We start from the raw sequence: 18988 nt of genomic DNA on the forward strand, positions 1-18988 counted from the left end.
GGGGAGTTTTGCAATGATCTTATATCACAATCAGGAACTAAGCGTTAGAAGACTGGTGGCTCCCGATGCGGAGCTGCTTGTGAAATGGCTTTCCGATCCGCTTCTGTTGGAGTATTATGAAGGCCGTGACCGTCCGCATACAATGGAGATGGTGCTGGAGCACTTTTATGAAGAGGAAGCCGGGGGAATCACGCGGGGGATTGTCTGCTATAAATCGCAGGATGTTGGATACATACAGTTCTATCCTATTGATGCTGAAGAGAAAGCGGAGTACGGGTATACGGATTTTGAAGGCAGAATTTACGGCATGGACCAGTTTATCGGCGAAACTGCATTCTGGAATCAAGGAATTGGTTCGCAGCTCGTGGGGGAGACAGTTAAATATCTTACCAAGTCGAAGCAGGCAGACAAAATTGTGATGGACCCGCAATGCTGGAATCACCGGGCGCTGAGAGTGTATGAGAAACTTGGTTTTGTGCGGAGGAAGCTGCTTGTAGAGCATGAATGGCATGAGGGAGAATTCAGGGACTGCTGGCTCATTGAATATGCGGGCAGTACGAAATAAGGGGATACTTTATGAAAAATAACCATCTATCTATACTGGGGGCCAGCCTTATTCTTGGTGTTTGTTTTATTGTCGGCTGCCTGGTCATCAGCCATGAAAAGGCGGGTAGCAACGGAAATGCTTTGCAAGCCCAGAATACTCTGCAGCAACAGGACAAGGCATTAATGACGCTTCAGGAGGCTGCATATTTTCTGGGGCTGGAAGAAGAGCAGGTGCTCAATATTATGAAAGCGGAAAATGCAATTCTGAGCAATAATGGACCTTTTACAAAAGCAAAGCTTCCTTATATTAAAATTGATGACGAGTTCTTGTTCACCAGGGAGGACTTATTGAACTGGATTCGGACAGCCACCGCAGAGAAGAGAGTATACAGCGGCATCAAATTGCTGAATTGATTAAGCAAGACAATAAGAATGGACCCAAACGGAGGAACTTCAGTGGAGAAAATTGCAATTATTTCTGATATTCATGGCAATGTACCGGCTCTTGAAGCGGTACTCGCGGATATACACGGGCGTAATATCACCCGGATTTTTTGTCTCGGAGACATTGTTGGCAAAGGACCTAGCTCAGACCTGGCAGTTGATCTGGTGAAGAAGCACTGCGAAGAAGTTGTGATGGGCAACTGGGATGAATTCATCGGCCGTCCCAGCGAAATCGCCGTTGTACAATGGCATCGGGAGCTGCTCGGCCAGGACCGCCTGAATTATCTGAACTCCCTGCCGTTCTCGATTGAATTCTGGATGAGCGGAAAGTTCATCCGTTTATTCCATGCCTCACCGCGGAGCTTAAATGAGCGGGTCCAGCCCTGGGATGATTACGAACAGCGTTTATCCCTGTTCCTATCCTCCGGATTGTGCAAGGAACCAATCATGGCGGATATAGCCGGATATGGGGATGTTCATAATGCGTACCTTCAGCATCTGGACGGAAGGACGTTACTGAATGTAGGCAGTGTAGGGAATCCGCTCGATCTTACCCAGGCCTCGTATTTAGTTATGGAGGGAAGGTATCAAGATCGTGCATTGGCACCGTTAAATCTGCAATTCGTCAGAGTTCCCTACGATATCGAACTGGCTGTGCAGCAGGCACAGGAATCTCATATGCCTGACTTGGAACCCTATATTAAGGAGCTTAGAACAGCTGAATATAGAGGTAAGGGCGTGGATCACTAATGCTAAGCCAGACCTGACGGGTCTGGCTTTTCTTTTTGAAAGTAATTGACAAACTTATGGAGTGCAACTATACTAAAGTTAGTTAATATGTAACGGAAACAGTTACAAGTGTGAATTGCAAAAATGGAAGGTGTAAAGACTAAGCTGCAATAAGCGGCTAGACACGGACACCAGCATTTATTCAGGAGGAGATATTATGACGGCAACAGCGACATTGCATGAGGGTGTGCAAATTGGTTTAGTGCAGATAAGAGTAAGCAATTTGGAGCGTTCGATCGCTTTTTACCAGAATGTTGTGGGACTGAAGATATTGCGCCAGACCGGTCGCCAGGTGGAGATGACGGCAGACGGGCAGCATGTACTGCTCATCCTGCGGGAGATCGAAGGCGCGCAAATTCTGCGCCGGAATTCGGTAGCGGGCTTGTACCACTTCGCCATTCTCGTGCCTGACCGCCCCAGCCTGGGGCTCACGCTGCGCAATCTGATTGACTCTGGGATTCATATCGGTCAGGGAGATCATATGGTAAGTGAAGCGCTGTACATTCAGGATCCGGATAATAACGGAATTGAGCTGTACCGGGACCGGCCGCGTGATACATGGAAACGTGATGCAGAAGGGGACTATATTATGACTACGGACCCGGTAGATGCCGACGGTCTGCTGGCCGCTGCTGAAGGCTTAACCTGGAACGGCCTGCCTGCCGGCAGCGTGATCGGACATGTGCATTTTCATGTAGGTGATCTTGACCAAGCGAAGAAATTTTATGTGGATGCATTGGGCTTTGAGCCAACAACCCATTATGGAGACTCGGCGCTGTTTATCTCGGCGGGAGGTTATCATCACCATATGGGCCTCAATATCTGGGCGGGGCAGGGTGCTCCGGCGGCTCCGTCTGATGCACCCGGCATCGATTATTTTACACTGCTGCTGTCAAGCAGACAGGAGCTGGCGGAAGTGTCTGAGCGTATGCGGGAGGCTGGTTATACAGTAACTGAGGCAGACGGCACCCTTTCGCTCAAAGATCCATGGAACATCGGTTTGAAGCTGATGGTGAACTCGCAATCGGAATAATTTGCTTGTCCATCTTCACTCATTCCCCTATAATAATTGGAAATGAATGAGTGAAAGGGTGTAGATTTTGCAGAAATTCAAAATGGCATACGTAATCCTTTGTCATAAAAATCCTGAGCAGATCAATTTGCTGATTGATCGTTTAAGTGATGAACATGTGGATTTTTTCCTGCATGTAGACAAGAAGAGCGGCATAGAAGAGCAAATTGTTCACCGTGAACATATTCATTTTGTAAAAGATCCTGTTGAAGTGCAGTGGGGACATTACAGCCAGATTGAATGCATTCTTAAAGGTTTTGAGCTGATTAAGCAGCAGGGTTACTATAATTATATTCATATCATAAGCGGGCAGGATTTGCCCCTTGTCTCCAATGGGACGATTGTGGAGTTCTTCCAGAAGAACGAGGGGAAGGAATTTGTGAAGTATTTGCAACTGCCTAATGAAGCGGAGATGTGGGGCTGCTACTATCGGGTTTCTGTCTATTATCCAAAATTTCTTGTATCGCGGGTAAAAGCAGTCTCCGAGGTGCGCAACCGGTACATTAATCTGGTGATGTCGGTGCCTTGGCTTAAGCGGAGTCTGAAGCATCTCCCGGATAAACTATATAAAGGCTCAAACTGGATGTCGATTACCGGTGAGTGCATGGAGTATATTCTGGAATTCACCCGTACTTCTCCAGGTTACATCCGTTTGTTCAAGAACTCATTCTGCGGTGACGAAATATTCTTTCATTCGATTATTTTGAATAGTCCGTTTAAGGATAATGTAGTGAATGAAATCAAACGTTATACAGACTGGGAGACCGGACCGGAGTTCCCCAGAACGCTCAGGGCGGTGGATTACGAACGAATCCGCACACAAGGACAGGGAAGCTTCTGGGGCCGCAAGTTTGACTTGGACGTAGACCGCAGTATTGTCGAGGATCTTCTGCAAAAGGGTTGAACCTTAGGACCACTGGGTCAAAAACTCTTCAATCCTGATTCGATTACCGGGAGCGGACGGGATTTCAGCAGGAGGCAAGGCCGGATCTACCGGCCTTGCCTCCTGCTTGTTCTGCATCCAGTTACGCTTCCCCCTGTGACAACGCGGCGATCCGGCGGCCCGCATCACCGCGGTACAATCCTCCGTGATAGCAAATCACCTGCCGGATCTCCAAATCGGCGAATTTCTGCAAAGAAGCAAGTGCGGTAGCCATGTCGGGTGTCGCCGCAGCATCTGGCCCGTACAGTTCTCCGCCGCGCACCGTGAGGGCATCAGCGGCAATCAGTGTGCAGCTAGCCTGATGGTACAGGCTCAGATGCCCGGGGCTGTGGCCGGGCGTATGGATCACAGTGATTCCGCCGCCACAAGGAAGCCGTTCCCCGCCAATGAGCGTTTGATCGACTCTTCCTTTTGGTGGATGGGCAAGCACGGAGAGAAAGGCATGCCGCCATTCTTCCGGCACTGTAGGCGGCAGCATGGCTTCGGCGGCAGCCAGCGCTTCCGGCGTATGCTTGAGCAACATTTTATCGCCCTCAATATAGGGCTTCTCAATTTCGTGCGCCAGTACGGTCAGCTCGGTTTCAGCCTGCTCCAGCAGAGCGGGCAGGCTCCCGATATGATCGAGATCCTGATGGGTAATCAGGATAGTGCGCAGCTGATTCCAGGGTACAGAGGCTTCTTCCATAGCCACCCTAAATGTGGACAGCAGCCCCGGGTAACCAGTATCTACGAGAGTGGCGGCTTGTCCGTCCCAAAGCAGGGTGGGGTAAATCGTTTCTGTTCCACCCATAACTTGAACGGAAATTTCAAGCATGTCTATTCCTTTGGCGATATGCATAATGTTCCTCCTAAAAAGTTAGTGAGCCCGTGCTCCCATGCTTGATAAGATTCATGCTGTGAGGCTAATGCATAGCATACTGAAAACAGAGATGTTGCGCAATAGAAAAATATGATATTATAACACAAAAATAATTATTTGTCAATATATAAATCGGTGAACTTTTTCGGCTAAACATAAATATGAGAATTGCATTTTGCCCCTTTATAAACGTTTAGGATATAATAATGGGAAAATCAGTTTTGGAGTTGATGCAGCTTGGAGACTTTTCTTGCCGTACTGTTAATTCTGGGGCTGATCGCGGCCTCCAACATCGTGAACCGGTTTATCCCGTTTGTGCCAATTCCGCTGATTCAGATTGGACTGGGCGTTATTGCTGCACTGATGCCCACGGGAATACATATGACCTTTGAGCCTGAGCTGTTTTTTGTATTATTTATCGCTCCACTGCTATTCAATGACGGCAAGCGGACACCCCGCGATGAACTTTGGAACCTTAGAGCGCCCATTCTGCTGCTGGCGCTGGGCCTTGTCTTTGTCACCGTCTTTGTTGCGGGATATGCGATCCATTGGATGATACCCTCGATTCCACTGGCGGCGTCGTTTGCGCTGGCGGCCATTCTCTCGCCGACCGATGCGGTGGCGGTAGGCGCCTTGGCCGGAAGGGTTCATTTGCCGAAGGGCATTCACCGGATTCTGGAGGGCGAGTCATTGATGAATGACGCCTCCGGTCTGGTGGCCTTCAAGTTTGCCATTGCTGCTGCGGTTACCGGGGTGTTCTCCCTGCCCAAAGCAACGTTCAGCTTTATCCTCATCGCAGCGGGAGGGCTGCTGCTGGGGGCGCTGCTGTCATTTTTGCTTATCCGGCTCAGCGTGCTCATCCGCAGATTAGGCATGGAGGATGTTACCGTCCATGTGCTGCTGCAGATTCTTACTCCGTTCATTATTTATCTGATCAGTGAAGAAGTCGGCGTATCCGGCATTTTGGCCGTTGTTGCCGGCGGTATCGTATATGCCATCGAGAAAGACCGGGCAGTATCTCCGCAATACAAGCTGCAGCTTGTGTCAGCGAGTACCTGGTCGGTGCTGCTGTTTATCCTGAACGGGATGGTCTTCCTCATTCTCGGCATCTCCGTTCCCGATGTAGTTGAAGTCATCTACCGGGATGAAACGCTGAATAACTTTATGGTGGCCGGCTATGTGCTCGCAATTACGGCGCTGCTCATTGTACTCCGCTTCCTCTGGGTGTATGTCTATTCGCTAGTAGAGAGCCGCAGGCTGAAGACAGAGAAGTCACCGCTCAAAACACAGCTGATTATCTCGATCTCAGGCGTCCGCGGAGCTGTAACCTTGGCCGGTGCCTTCTCCATTCCACTGGTTGCTGGAGATGGTTCCCTGTTTCCGGAACGGGATTTAATCATTGCGCTCGCGGCAGGTGTTATTCTCATGTCGCTGGTGATTGCCAGTATCTTTCTGCCTATCCTTGCGGGAAAAGAAGAGGCCGTTGACGAAACCGTCCAGCCGCAGAACACGGAGCTTGCAGCCAGATCGGTGGTGATTGATGCAGGAATGACCATGCTGCGGAGCTTGACGACGGAGAATCCCGGCTCCCCAACGCAGCCTGCATTGCTGGAGTTCACTGACAAGATCGACAGACTGTGCGCTCCCCAACCGGAAAATGATGTGGCTACGGAGCGCTTCCGCCGGCTTGGCGTTGAAGCGCGGCTGAACGGCCTCGATGCGGAACGGGCAGCATTGCGGCGTATGCTGGAGCAAGGTCAGATTGAATCTCCGGTAGCAGTGAAGATGGAAGAGCTGCTGGATCATACGGAGGCCGTTCTGTGCCGGCGGTTCGATACACAGGTCAAATTCTCCCTGACAGAGATTCAACGCTTATTCTCGGGATTGTTCACCGGCCGTTTTAACGGTGAGGAAGGAAGGCGGGCGGTTCAGAATGCCGAGAGTGCCCGGAAAGCGAAGATCGCGATGTGCCAGGCCGCCGTCTCAGCGGTCAGTGCCGGGATGAGCGAAGAAAACCGCCAGGCTTCGCAGCGGGTTATTGACAAATATGAGCGGCTGGAGTCACGGCTGGAGCAGGGGGAAGGCTGGAGCAAGGATGGCGTAATCGACGATGAGAAGCTGGAGCTGAAGCTGAAGGCGATTCAGGAGCAGCGCGACACGGTGCAGCAGATGTACCAGAACGGAGCGATTAATCTCAAGGTCGCCGGCAAGCTGCGCCGGTTCGTGGATCAATTGGAAACATCAATCTGGGAGGATTAATAAATGGGCGAAATCACTGCGAGCGGGCTGTTGTTTGAAGAAATCGGGGAAGCGCATTTGGCTGAAGTACTGGATATATATAATTATTACGTGTTGAACACCACAGTTTCTTTTCATACCGAGCCGCAGAGCCTGCCGGAAATGCGCCAGTCGGTGCTGAGCGGCGATCCGCGGTTCAAATCCTATGCCATTATGCAGGAAGGCGAAATGTTGGGTTATGTGCTGATTGCCAGACATAAGAATAAGCAGGCCTATGATACCTCCGGTGAAATCAGCATCTACCTGAAGCCGGGCTGCGGCGGCCGGGGATTGGGCGGCCATGCGCTGCGCTTTATCGAAGAGCGGGCCGCGGAGCTCCGGTTTCATGTACTGGTGGCTACGGTGTGCGCCGATAACGAGCCGAGCCGCCGGTTGTTCGTGAAGCATGGATACGAGCAGAGTGCCCTGTTCAAAGAGATCGGCAGCAAGTTCGGCAGATGGCTGGATATTGTCAGCTATCAGAAGATCATTGGGCAGCTGCAGTAAATATCCCATATACCCAAAAGTCCGCCTGCGGCAAGGAAGCATTCCTTGCCGCAGGCGGACTTTTTATGCGCTGTAGACCAAGCAGCTCTAGCTGAGGCGCCCCTGTTCTAGTCAAAGCTATAGGTGATCGGTACGGGGAGCCTCTTTCCTGCGCGTGTCTACTTGTTCTTCCGGCGGAACATTTGTCCAAGCACTTCACTGAGCACAAGTCCCGTGGCGATCGCTCCCGAGAGCAGCAACGCCTGTACGCCGATCTGAATCGCCTGGTTATTGTCGTTCTCCACGAATTTGCGCATAGCGTCATACGCAAGTCCCCCCGGGACAAGTGGAATAATCCCTCCGACGCTGAAGATAATGACCGGCATCTTGAAGGAACGGGCAAAGAATTGGCTGATGACGCCGACGACTACGGTTGCCGCAAAGGTGGCAATAACCGTATCCCATCTTTCATCAAGCTCCAAATACAGGATCCAGCCTACCATTCCGGCCAAGCCGCATTGCAACAGCGCGCGCCGCGGGGCATTGAACAGAATGCAGAAGGATGCAGCGGCAATAAAGCTGGTTATCAGTTGCAAAATCATGAATTGCTACCTCTTTCACGTGGGTTAAAAAAGCGACAGCACAAGTCCGATGCCAGTCCCGATCGCAAACGCAGTCAGGAATGCATCGGCACCTTTGGAGAGGCCGGAAACCAGATGCCCAGCCATCAGGTCACGCACCGCATTGGTAATGAGCAGGCCCGGGACCAGCGGCATGACGGAGCCGATGATAATCTTGTCCATTTCGCGGCCAATGCCAAATTTGACGGAGAAGAACGCGAACAGTCCGATCAGGAATGAGGCGGTAAATTCAGCGAAGAATCGGATCTGTACGAGCCGGTGCAGATAGGTTGCAGCGGCGAAGCCAAGCCCCGACACCAGCAAAGCCGGAAGGGCGTCCCACAGACTCCCCTTGAACATTACTGTGAAGCAGGCTCCGGTGAGGGCAGCTGCGGCGATCTGCAGCCATGCCGGATAGGCATGTGCGGCATCGTCCACGACGCCAAGGCGCTCGCGGGCTTCTGCCGCGCTGAGCTGGCGTTCGCTCAGCCGGCGCGAGATGTCGTTGACCTCCGACACCTTCTGCAAATCGGTCGTCCGCTCGGCAATCCGGAACAGCTTCACCGGTTCGGTTCTGCTGGTTGTGAACATGATGACCGTTGGCGTCACGTAGCTGTGCGCCCCGGGAAAACCGAGTGCCTCCGCCATACGCGTCATGGTGTCCTCCACACGGTAAGTTTCCGCACCGCTCTGCAGCATGATTTTACCGGCCAGCAGGCAGAGGTCGATAATTTCATGCGTGGAAGTATTGCTGTTATTGCTTGTGCTATCCAACTTCTTTCGATCCTCCCCGGGAATGTTATATATTCGATTGTCGCCGCAATACCTGAAAATATCAACCCTTATTCTTTTAATTTATTTTTTAACACTTTATTTGTAGTGTCCTCCGATTTTGCCGGCCCGATCCTTAATTTGTCCTGCATCGGTGAAAGACGCAGCCCGGCCGATAATCATATCTCCATACTTGTTCTTGAGATTGTCGGTAGCCCGTTCAAGCTCGCGGTAACGGGGGCGGGATTCGAACAGTGTCAGCTGGTACTCACTTTCGTCGGAGAGCGTGGAAAGACTGAGGTTGACCCTGCGTACGGGCTGGTTGTCCCAGTGCCGCTGGAAAAGCTCTACGGCTGCTTCATAGACCAGATTGGTGGCATTGGTGGGGTCGTTCATTACGGTCTGGCGGGAGAAGCCGGTCGGCATCTCAAAGCTTGCACCCTGGCAGCCGACAGACACGACCGCGCCGTTCACCTTGAGGCTGCGGCAGCGTCTGCACACCAGCTCGGATAGCTCCAGCAGAATCGTCTTGATTTCCTTCAGTGTGCGGTAGTCCCGGGGCAGGGTCATCTGGTGCCCGACACTCTTGGGTGGAACCTCGTGGGTATGCGGGTTTACGGGACTGTCGTCAATGCCGTTGGCAATCCGCCAGTACAACTCGGCGTCTATATCGCAGTTCTTGCGGAATTTCTCGCGCATGCGCCACTTCAGCTCGGCCAGCGGCAGCTGGGCCACATGGCCAATGGTCGTAAGCCCCATGCTATGGAAATGGGCGGACATCCGGCGGCCGACCATGAACAATTGCGAAATCGGCAGCGGCCAGAGCAGGGTGGGCAGCTGTTCGCGGGTGAGTGTAAACCGGCCGCCTTCGTTTTTCTTGGCCCACAGATCGCAGGCCATCTTGGCAGTAACCTTGGAATAGCCGATGCCGATGCGCACATACACGCCTGTCTCCTGGCGGACGGTATCCTGGATCGCGGCCGCGATGGACAGCGGACTGCCGAACAAGGCGGAGCTGCCGGTGACATCAATGAACTGTTCATCAATGGAATAAGGCTCTACGAGATCACTGAAGCTGCGCAGAATATCGGTGATTTGCGAGGAAACGTTGATGTAGTGCTGCATACGGGGACGGACGACCACAAGCTCAGGGCATTTCGCCAGCGCTTCCTTTAAGGTCTCGGCAGTGGTAACGCCATGCTCTTTGGCTAAGGGGCAAGCGGCAAGTACAATCCCGCTGCGTCTGGCCGGATCGCCGGCAACGACCAGCGGTTTATGGCTGTAGAGAGGATTGGCAGCCTTCTCGACCGAGGCATAGAAGCTCTGGCAATCGGATAGCATAATGACACGATCTCTGTTCATAGGTTCACACTCTCCAGGTAAGCGGCTGAATTTGACCTTATTATAATACGAACATATGATCGTGTATATGCATAGTTATTTCCATTCAGTCAAGAGGCTTATTTTTCGAGCGTACATAACCCCGTGGCCACTCCGCCCGAAAAGATCGTCAGAATCGAATGCAAGAAGGTTTCCTTGGAGATCAGCAGGCCACCCGCGCCAATAATCAGGAAATCCGTCAGAAAAATAATGACGCCGACATTGAGCGGAATATAGCGTTTCATAAACTTGGCGAGCAGATCCGTTCCACCCGTGCTGGCCTTGAAGCGCAGCATAATTCCGAAACCGCTCCCCATTAGAAAGCCGCCGAGAATGGCGCTGGAGATGGAGCCGAGCTCAATATAGTACAGAAAATGGTACTGGAGCGGTCCGAGGAATTCAATGAAAAACGAGGAGGTGAGCAAACCCAGTACGCTGTTATAGAAGATGTCCCGTTCTTTAAGCCAGGCAAGCAAGAAAATCGGCAGGCTGCACAGGACAATGGCCAGTCCAATTTTTGCGCCGGACATATAGTTGATGATGAGGGCGATGCCGATGATTCCCCCATCGAGAATTTTGTAGGGGACCAGAAAAAAATTAGTTCCTGCAGCAATCAGCAAACTTCCCAGCAAAATAATGGCGTACCTTGCACTTGAGCGCATATTCTTCAACATCTCCACGTTTAGGCATGTCTTAATGAATATGCTTAGAAATGGGAAAAAATAGCTGCAAAGCAAAAAATCCTGCTTGCGCAGGATTAGGTGGGACGGGGATATTACTAAACCAAAGCAGGCTCCGGCTTTTTGAGCTGCAGCGGCGGAGGTACCAGCCAGCCCTTCTTTTTATTCAATTTCAGCACAGCCATTCCTAAAGCGGCCATTTGCGCATGATTTTTCATGAACATGGCCCCGATATCCTCACGGATGGAAGTCCCCATAATCTGGCTGCATACGACTAGGCTTAGGGAAACTGCGCCAGCAAGGGAAGCGGCGATTTCCGGATCGGAGAAACGGGCTCCGGCAGGAATCTCCTCGAGCTTAACGGAGGGGCGGTCGGGCAGTGCAGGGGGCGGTGTGAAGCCATGGGTTTTCAGCAGCTTGTCGCAATCTTTTATTTCCTGCTGCGACTGGTCCATGAGATCATCAATTATTTTTTTCAGATCCTGATCGCCAGCGTGATAATGAAATGCCTGTAAGGTGGATAATGACATTTTGGCGGTAGCGGAAAATTGCCATAGATTAAATATTTCGCCATAGTGCAGCGGTTCGTCTTTGGGATTGCCGTTTAGAACTCCCATCGTTGCAAAACTCCTTCACTGATAAGGTGGTGAAACGTGAAGTTAGGTTGTCCGGCATCCTCTGTTTTATTCGAAGGAAGGGTTGATTTAAGCAATTAAGACTTGTACAGGACAGCCAAACAATATATATTAATAGTAAATGTTACGATTAAATACATAAAGTCAGCAAGGCGGGTGAAGGTTGGATGGACTATACATATAAAGTGCTGGAGAGCGATATTGATTTACTGGCGGCCGCGCTGTCAGAAGTCAAGGTAGCGGTCGCCGTGAAAGAAATAAAAGATGATATTCTGGAGTTTGGCGGGCAGATTAGAGAATACACCCCTAATTGTGTCCGTATCGGGGAACTGTCCTACAGCCGGGAGTTGTATGAGTTTCGTGCTCTCGCTAATGAGTGATTCGGCTTACCGTGAATAACGCTTGCGGAAGCGCAGCGGTGAGATGCCGACTTTGCGGGCAAAACGCCGTGAGAAGTAGGCTGCGCTCTCGAAGCCTGTGCGCTCCGCAATCCCGGAAATGGGGATCTCTGTCTTGAGCAGCAGCAGCTTGGCCTGCTCCAGGCGGTAATCCGTCAAATATTCCATCGGCGTCAGCCCATAGACGCGCTTCATGCACCGGGCGAGATAATTATAGTGAAAATGGAGGGCATCCGCGAGCGAGCCATTGGTGAGCGCCTCTGCGTAATGGTTGCGGATGTAGGCTTCCGTCTGCTCCGCAATCTCGGCAGCATGGCTGCCTGCAGCGTCCTGCTGCGCAAGATCCATCATCCGCAGCATCTCCTCAAAGATCCGCTGTTGCTGCCATACCGCGCTTGACCGTCTGTCCCGGCTCAGCTGCAGGAGCAGCTCCGCCTGCCCGCTCCGCTCAAAGGGGTCCGGGAGCGGACCGAATTGCGGTACACGGATCGTGTACGGATGTGTGAGAAACTGCTGGAAATGTGCTTCACGGCCGGCATACACCGGATCGCCCACGGCTTCAATCCATTCCCCCACCGTGTGAAAATGGATCCATACAAACGTGGTGATCTCCTCGCAAGGTTTGACAGCGTAGTGATAACGGTCTGGCAGCAGCAGCAAAGTGTGCCCGGCCGCAACCTCCCATTCTTTCTCATCTTCGCCAATGAACAGGGTGCCCTGTTCTACAATAATCAGATCGAATTTCCCCATACGGTTGCGGTTCGGGTGCTGATCCCCCGGCTGATATACGGTGCGGTCGCATTCCAGAAAGTAGGGGAACGGGGGAGCAGCCAAATGGATATAAGAAGGGCTGAATGTCATGATTACTCCTTTCAAAGCGAATTGTCGGCAGCCTGCAGTTCTGGTGTCATTCGCAATCTTGAGTGTGAAATAGTACAAAAACAGGGTTGCTTATGATTGTATTTTTTATTTATTCTACCCTCTATAATTGCTAATAGCGAGAACGAAATATAGCGGAGGGGAAGAGGCAAATGAGCAGAACTATTAAAACGCAGCAGACAGACAAGCAGCAATCGGTAAAGATTCAGGATGAATTCTGGGGACGTTACATCAGGCTGGCACAGGATGTAGTCATTCCATACCAATATGAGGCGCTGCATGACCGGGTACCGGACGCAGAGCCCAGTCATGCGATTGCCAATTTCGAGATTGCCGCAGGGAGAAAGGAAGGAGAGTTTCACGGCTGGGTGTTTCAGGATAGCGATGTGGCGAAGTGGCTGGAGGCAGTAGGTTACTCCCTGAGCCTTAAGCGTGATCCCATACTGGAGCGGCAGGCAGATGAAGTTATCGACCTGATCGGCGAAGCGCAGCAGCCGGATGGATATCTCAATACCTATTTCACAATCAAGGAGCCGGGCAAACGCTGGACCAATCTGCAGGATTGCCATGAGCTGTACTGCGCCGGACATTTTATCGAGGCTGCGGTTGCGTATTATGAGGCTACAGGCAAAGACAAGCTGCTAAATATTATGCGCAGGATGGTCGATCATATCGATTCGGTCTTTGGACCGGAGGAAGGCAAGCTGAAGGGCTATGACGGGCATCAGGAGATTGAACTGGCACTAATCAAGCTGTACCGTCTTACAGGTGAAGAGAACTATCTGAAACTCAGCAGCTTTTTTATCGACCAGCGCGGCCAGGAACCGAATTTCCTGCGGCAGGAGTGGGAGAGCCGGGGGCGGATCACTCACTGGAGCGGGCAAACTGACCATCTCGATCCAGCCTACAATCAGGCGCATATTCCGGTCCGTGAGCAGAGCGAAGCGGTAGGGCATTCTGTACGTGCAGTCTATATGTATTCAGCAATGGCTGACCTTGCGATGCTTAAAAATGATGACGCGTTGCGCGATGCTTGTGTGAGGCTGTGGAACAACATGACAGATAAGCAGATGTATATTACAGGGGGGATCGGTTCCACCCATCATGGGGAGGCGTTCACCTTCGATTATGATCTGCCCAACGATACGGTGTATGCGGAAACCTGCGCTTCCATCGGCCTGATCTTTTTTGCCCGGCGGATGCTGGAGTTAGCCCCGGAAGCCCGGTATGCGGACGTGATGGAGCGGGCGCTCTATAATAATGTGCTGGGGTCCATGGCGCAGGACGGCAAGCATTATTTCTATGTCAATCCGCTTGAGGTATGGCCGCAGGCCTGCAGCTGCAATCCGGGTAAACATCATGTGAAGGCGGAGCGGCAGGGCTGGTTCGGCTGCGCCTGCTGTCCGCCCAATGTAGCCCGGCTGCTGACTTCGCTGAACCACTATATTTACACGGTTCACGGGGACACACTGCACACTGATCTGTACATTGGCAGTGAATGGAAGGGTATGCTTGGCGGAACGGAGGTTAATGTTACCCAGGAGAGTAATTACCCATGGGAAGGTAAAGTGTCGCTGAAGGTTAATCCGGCAGAAGCTGCGGAATTCGGCATTGCCTTGCGGGTCCCTTCCTGGAGCAGCGGCATGGAGATCAGCATCAATGGTGAAGTGCTGGATCCTGCCGCAGGCCTGGAACTGGGATACCGGGTGATCCGCAGAGTGTGGTCTGCCGGGGATACCATAGAGGTAAGCATTCCGATGGAAGCGCACCGTGTCTATGCCCATCCCGAGCTGCGGGCTGATGCGCAGAAAACTGCTATTCAGCGGGGACCACTTGTCTATTGCCTCGAGGCAACCGATAACAGTGAGCCGCTGAGCTCTATCTCCCTGAACGAGACAGGCGAGTTCACAGAGGTCTTTAAGGACTCGCTGCTTGGCGGAGCCGTAGTCGTTGAAGGAACCGGCTTCCGTGTCAATCCGTCCGGCTGGAGCGGAGGGCTGTACAGCAGGGAGAAAGCACCGCTGGAATCCGTTAAGGTTACAGCTGTCCCTTATTATCTGTGGGGCAACCGCGGCAGCGGAGAGATGAAGGTGTGGATACCGGAGGGCAAGGCTTAAGCTGCAGCTCGTTATCTAAAAGGAAAGCAACCCAAATGCATCCCGCAAGTATGGCGGATGTATTGGGTTGCTTTTTTTAGAATATTGTCCTTGGGTTGATGGTAACGGCATAACTGTATCTTTTTGCGAACCGGTAAGTGAGCTTCCTACAAAAAACAGGCCCCGTCATTTTGCAAAGACGAGGCCTGTTTAATAAACAAGGGTTAACATGTTGTCGCGGCAGCTATTTAGCCCAGCTCAACTACCACTTGGTGCACTGCACCGTCGCAGGCAGGAGCGATGATGTTTCCTACTACAGCGGCGCCGTCGAGAGTGAGGCTGGCAACGCCTTTAGAGACATGGTTAGGGTTCTTAATAGTGATTACATAAGTATCTCCACGGAAGACGCGGGTGATTTCGAATCCGTCCCACTCAGCAGGGATACAAGGATCTACTTTCAGACCGGCGAAATCAGCCTGGATACCGAGAATGGATTGGGTAATGGCTACATAGTTCCAGGCAGCGGTACCCGTCAGCCAGGAGTTTTTCGCTTCCCCGTGGCGTACGGCATCTTTACCAGCGATCATTTGCGAGTACACATAAGGTTCCATCCGGTGAACTTCGCTGATGTCTTCCAGGTAAGCCGGAGCGATTTTCTTATAGATATCGAATGCTCTGTCACCGTGTCCCAGTACCGTTTCAGCAATCATGATCCATGGGTTGTTGTGGCAGAAAATACCGGCATTTTCTTTGTAGCCCGGCGGATACGTAGAAATTTCACCCAGGTTCAGGTAGTACTTGGAGTATGGCGGCTGCTGCAGCACGATACCATAATCTGTATCCAGACGTTCCTCAACGGAAGTCAAAGCTTTCGCTGCTTGACCGTCTTCCACGCCGATACCGGCCATTACGCAAATGCCTTGCGGTTCGATGAAGATTTGGCCTTCTTCGTTTTCTTTGCTGCCAATCTTGTCGCCGTAGTGGTCGTAAGCGCGCAGGAACCAGTCACCGTCGAAGCCGTGGGTCAGTGTGATTTCACGCATGTTGTCGATCTTGGCTACGGCATCCGCAGCAACATCGTTAAGTCCGCGCATGCGGCAAATTTCTGCATAGTCCGGTCCAACAAAGACGAACAGGCCGGCGATGAAGACGGATTCCGCTACACGGCCTTCGATGTTGGCAGTCGTCTGGAACGATTCGCCTGGTTCAGTGGAGAAGCAGTTAAGGTTCAGGCAGTCATTCCAGTCCGCGCGGCCGATCAGCGGCAGGCCGTGAGGTCCGAGATTGTTGGTGACATGCTCGAAGGAGCGTTTCAAGTGCTCGAACAGGGTAGCAGTGTTGTCCGGGTTGCTGTCGAAAGGAACCTGCTCATCCAGAATGGAAGTGTCGCCGGTTTCCTTAATGTAGGCAGCCGTTCCCAGGATCAGCCAAAGCGGATCATCGTTAAAGCCTGTGCCGACTTCGTTGTTGCCTTTTTTGGTCAGCGGCTGGTATTGGTGATACGCGCTGCCGTCTTCGAACTGGGTAGCGGCGATATCCAGAATACGCTCTTTGGCGCGCTCAGGAATTTGGTGTACAAATCCGAGCAAGTCCTGGTTGGAATCGCGGAAGCCCATACCGCGGCCAATCCCGGATTCGAAGTAGGAAGCGGAGCGGGACATGTTGAAGGTAACCATACATTGATATGGGTTCCAGATGTTAACCATACGGTTCAGCTTGTCGTCGCCGCTTGTGATCTGATATTTGGACAGCAGGTTATCCCAGTGTGCAGCCAGAACAGCCAGAGCAGCATCCACTTGAGCGTCTGTAGCGAATTGCTCGATGACAGCCTGCGCCGGTTTTTTATTGATGACATTCAGGGATTCCCATTTCTCATCTTCAGGGTTCTCGATATAGCCGAGTACGAAGATGAAGCTTTGCTCTTCGCCTGGTTCCAACGTGATTTCCAGTGCATGAGAGCCGATTGGCGACCAGCCGCTGGCTACGGAGTTGGTTGCTTCCCCGGCAGCTACTGCTTGTGGAGCATCCAGGCCATTATACATGCCCACGAAGGATTCGCGGTCGGTATCAAAGCCGGCGATTTCTTTATTTACAGAATAGAAAGCGTAGTGGTTTCTGCGCTCACGGTATTCTGTTTTGTGATAGATTACGGAATCCTTGACTTCAACCTCACCAGTGCTCAGATTACGCTGGAAGTTGGTCATATCATCCTGGGCATTCCACAGACAGAACTCGGCAAAAGAGAACAGCTTCACCGATTTCTTAGCAGATCCGGTGTTCTTCACAACAAGGCGGTGAACTTCGGCATTGTGGCCCATGGGTACAAAAGCGAGCTGGTTCACAGAAATACCGTTGCGTTCGCCGGTGATGGAAGTATAGCCAAGACCGTGGCGGCACTCGTAGAAATCAAGGTCGCGTTTGACCGGCATCCAGCCCGGGGTCCAGAAATCGCCGTCGTCATACAGATAGTAGTAACGTCCGCCTGTATCCAGCGGAATATTGTTATACCGGTAGCGGGTCAATCTTCTCATCCGGGCATCACGATAGAAGGTGTAACCACCGGCAGTATTGGAGATAAGGCCGAAAAATTGCTCGTTACCGAGGTAGTTGATCCATGGGTAAGGTGTTTTAGGGGTGTTGATTACGTACTCTTTACGAGTGTCGTCAAAAGTTCCGAATTTCATAAGAGGAAAGTCTCCTTTCAATTGTGAACGCGCGTTTACAGAGCTGAGAAAAAATTCCCTCGGGGCAAAGGGATTTTCCTGCAAAACATTATAATGATTGCCACTCCTTAAAGAAATGCTGGTACATCCAGCGAAATGGTATACGCTGGACGGATGATGCAGCATTCTTGCAGGGAGCCTTACTTCTTCGGCGGCAGGCAGGAGTCTCTTTCGACCAGCCTGGCCGGGAAGCTGATGGTGCTAAAGGTCGGCTGAGCGGAATCGCACAGCTCGATCACTTTCTCGACAGCGGCCTTGGACATTTCGTAAATCGGCAGACGTACGGAGGTCAGCTTGGGATGAATGCGCGAGGCAAGCTGCACATCATCGAATCCGGCAATGGACATATCCTCAGGCACGGATACTCCGTGTTCGGAGAACGCTTCCATCGCTGAAATAGCCATGTCATCATTGGATGAGAAGAAGGCTGTCGGCAATGGGCCGCCGGACTCCAGCAGCTTCTTGACCTCTTCGTAGGCCTTCTCCTTCAGGAAATCACCCTGCAGGATGAAGTTCTCATTGAGCTGCAATCCATGCCGCTTCAACGTATCCTCGTATGCCATATAGCGTTCCCGTCCGGAGTACGTGTTCATTCGTCCGCAGATCATGCCAATCTCTTCATGGCCAAGGCCGATCAAGTACTCGATGGCTTCGACTGTGCCCTCATAGTCCTTGGAGTTCACAATGGCCAGATGATTGCGGTCCAGATGCTCCGACATAATCTCCGAAATGTCATAATCGATCAGCACCAGCGGGGATTCAAGTCCAACCATTTCCCGTACGATATCAATATCCTTCTGGGTGCCGACGATAATGCCGCCGTCAATCCGTTTCTGCAGGAAAGCCTGCTTAACCTTCAGGAAATCGTCGGGAGAGTATACGGTATGAATCAGCACATAACAGCCGCGGGCATTCGACGTGTCGACTACGGCATCGACGAAAGGCGCGAAGTAATTATTCTGATAGATCCGGGTTGCATTCTCCTTCTCGTTCATGCTGATGGCGAAAAGGCCGATCGTATCGGTCTTCTTGCCGGCCAGAGCCCGGGCAAAGCTGTTTGGCTCGTATTGATGCTGTTCAATAACCTTCAGCACCTTGGCCCGGGTCTCTTCAGGGACATTGGAATAGTTGTTGATCACGCGGGATACCGTACTACGGGATACCCCGGCGAGCTTAGCAATATCTTCGCTGCGCATAGTGCCCCCTTTAAATAAACGCGCGTTTATGAGTTCATTGTAAAATAAATCGCTACAGAAATCAATCACCAGACTAAAGAATTTTGCCTTGCGGGGAAGCTCTTTTTAAACTAGAACTAATTTGGCAGCTTCAATCAGGAGAATAGGGGGACAGCGAATGCTTTTTGAAGAGATGAATCACGAAAGAAGCGGTG

General features: G+C 51.8%; 18 protein-coding genes. 9 read left to right on the top strand and 9 right to left on the bottom strand.

Annotation, left to right across the window (positions count from 1 at the left end):
- Positions 1-13: 13 nt before the first annotated feature.
- From MHI45_RS32465 to MHI45_RS32485, 5 genes are all read left to right on the top strand, one after another.
- Complete coding sequence (locus MHI45_RS32465) at positions 14-565, top strand: GNAT family N-acetyltransferase (protein WP_076112134.1); 552 nt, start codon at positions 14-16, stop codon at positions 563-565.
- 11 nt (positions 566-576) lie between these two features.
- Positions 577-960, top strand: a complete 384-nt coding sequence (locus MHI45_RS32470; RefSeq protein WP_076112132.1) for a hypothetical protein — start codon at positions 577-579, stop codon at positions 958-960.
- A gap of 42 nt (positions 961-1002) precedes the next feature.
- A complete protein-coding gene (locus MHI45_RS32475) occupies positions 1003-1740 on the top strand; it encodes a metallophosphoesterase family protein (RefSeq protein WP_076112130.1) in 738 nt (245 codons plus the stop codon).
- Positions 1741-1936: 196 nt separating this feature from the next.
- Entirely contained in the window at positions 1937-2812 is an 876-nt protein-coding gene (locus tag MHI45_RS32480; RefSeq protein WP_076112128.1) for a VOC family protein, read from the top strand.
- Between the two features lie 82 nt (positions 2813-2894).
- Positions 2895-3755 carry a beta-1,6-N-acetylglucosaminyltransferase gene (locus MHI45_RS32485; protein WP_076112182.1) on the top strand — a complete coding sequence of 287 codons (861 nt, stop codon included), beginning with the start codon at positions 2895-2897 and terminating at the stop codon, positions 3753-3755.
- Positions 3756-3876: 121 nt separating this feature from the next.
- On the opposite strand, the gene MHI45_RS32490 is transcribed toward MHI45_RS32485, so the two are convergent.
- Positions 3877-4632, bottom strand: a complete 756-nt coding sequence (locus MHI45_RS32490) for an MBL fold metallo-hydrolase (protein ID WP_076112126.1) — start codon at positions 4630-4632, stop codon at positions 3877-3879.
- A gap of 258 nt (positions 4633-4890) precedes the next feature.
- Here MHI45_RS32490 and MHI45_RS32495 point away from each other — a divergent pair, with 258 nt between their 5' ends.
- Together MHI45_RS32495 and MHI45_RS32500 are read left to right on the top strand one after the other, a co-directional pair.
- A complete protein-coding gene (locus MHI45_RS32495; protein ID WP_076112124.1) occupies positions 4891-6912 on the top strand; it encodes a Na+/H+ antiporter in 2022 nt (673 codons plus the stop codon).
- 3 nt (positions 6913-6915) lie between these two features.
- Positions 6916-7437 (top strand): GNAT family N-acetyltransferase, encoded by a 522-nt coding sequence (locus tag MHI45_RS32500; protein WP_076112122.1) that lies wholly within the window; start codon positions 6916-6918, stop codon positions 7435-7437.
- Positions 7438-7595: 158 nt separating this feature from the next.
- Here MHI45_RS32500 and MHI45_RS32505 read toward each other — a convergent pair whose 3' ends face one another.
- The 5 genes from MHI45_RS32505 to MHI45_RS32525 form a co-directional block, all read right to left on the bottom strand.
- Positions 7596-8018: a threonine/serine exporter family protein gene (locus MHI45_RS32505; RefSeq protein ID WP_076112120.1), complete on the bottom strand. Its 423-nt coding sequence runs from the start codon at positions 8016-8018 to the stop codon at positions 7596-7598.
- Positions 8019-8042: 24 nt separating this feature from the next.
- Positions 8043-8810 carry a threonine/serine exporter family protein gene (locus MHI45_RS32510; protein ID WP_038590337.1) on the bottom strand — a complete coding sequence of 256 codons (768 nt, stop codon included), beginning with the start codon at positions 8808-8810 and terminating at the stop codon, positions 8043-8045.
- Between the two features lie 96 nt (positions 8811-8906).
- The gene (locus tag MHI45_RS32515; protein WP_076112118.1) at positions 8907-10169 is read right to left on the bottom strand and encodes a DNA polymerase IV; all 1263 of its coding nucleotides are present in this window, start codon (positions 10167-10169) and stop codon (positions 8907-8909) included.
- A gap of 98 nt (positions 10170-10267) precedes the next feature.
- The gene (locus tag MHI45_RS32520; RefSeq protein ID WP_076112116.1) at positions 10268-10849 is read right to left on the bottom strand and encodes a YitT family protein; all 582 of its coding nucleotides are present in this window, start codon (positions 10847-10849) and stop codon (positions 10268-10270) included.
- Between the two features lie 116 nt (positions 10850-10965).
- Positions 10966-11484, bottom strand: a complete 519-nt coding sequence (locus MHI45_RS32525; RefSeq protein WP_076112114.1) for a DUF3231 family protein — start codon at positions 11482-11484, stop codon at positions 10966-10968.
- Positions 11485-11669: 185 nt separating this feature from the next.
- On the opposite strand from MHI45_RS32525, the gene MHI45_RS32530 reads away from it, so the two are divergent.
- Positions 11670-11882 carry a hypothetical protein gene (locus MHI45_RS32530; protein WP_038599512.1) on the top strand — a complete coding sequence of 71 codons (213 nt, stop codon included), beginning with the start codon at positions 11670-11672 and terminating at the stop codon, positions 11880-11882.
- 6 nt (positions 11883-11888) lie between these two features.
- On the opposite strand, the gene MHI45_RS32535 is transcribed toward MHI45_RS32530, so the two are convergent.
- Positions 11889-12761 (bottom strand): helix-turn-helix domain-containing protein, encoded by an 873-nt coding sequence (locus tag MHI45_RS32535; protein WP_076112112.1) that lies wholly within the window; start codon positions 12759-12761, stop codon positions 11889-11891.
- A gap of 170 nt (positions 12762-12931) precedes the next feature.
- Here MHI45_RS32535 and MHI45_RS32540 point away from each other — a divergent pair, with 170 nt between their 5' ends.
- Positions 12932-14896 (top strand): glycoside hydrolase family 127 protein, encoded by a 1965-nt coding sequence (locus MHI45_RS32540; protein WP_076112110.1) that lies wholly within the window; start codon positions 12932-12934, stop codon positions 14894-14896.
- A gap of 227 nt (positions 14897-15123) precedes the next feature.
- Here the strand turns inward: MHI45_RS32540 and MHI45_RS32545 are convergent, their stop codons facing one another.
- Both MHI45_RS32545 and MHI45_RS32550 read right to left on the bottom strand, forming a co-directional pair.
- On the bottom strand, positions 15124-17559 hold the full coding sequence (locus MHI45_RS32545) for a GH36-type glycosyl hydrolase domain-containing protein (protein WP_076112109.1): 2436 nt from the start codon (positions 17557-17559) through the stop codon (positions 15124-15126).
- Between the two features lie 179 nt (positions 17560-17738).
- On the bottom strand, positions 17739-18794 hold the full coding sequence (locus tag MHI45_RS32550; protein ID WP_076112107.1) for a LacI family DNA-binding transcriptional regulator: 1056 nt from the start codon (positions 18792-18794) through the stop codon (positions 17739-17741).
- Positions 18795-18988: the final 194 nt, after the last annotated feature.

Origin of the sequence: Paenibacillus sp. FSL H3-0321 (assembly GCF_038002865.1) — a bacterium.
Taxonomy (GTDB): domain Bacteria; phylum Bacillota; class Bacilli; order Paenibacillales; family Paenibacillaceae; genus Paenibacillus_AQ.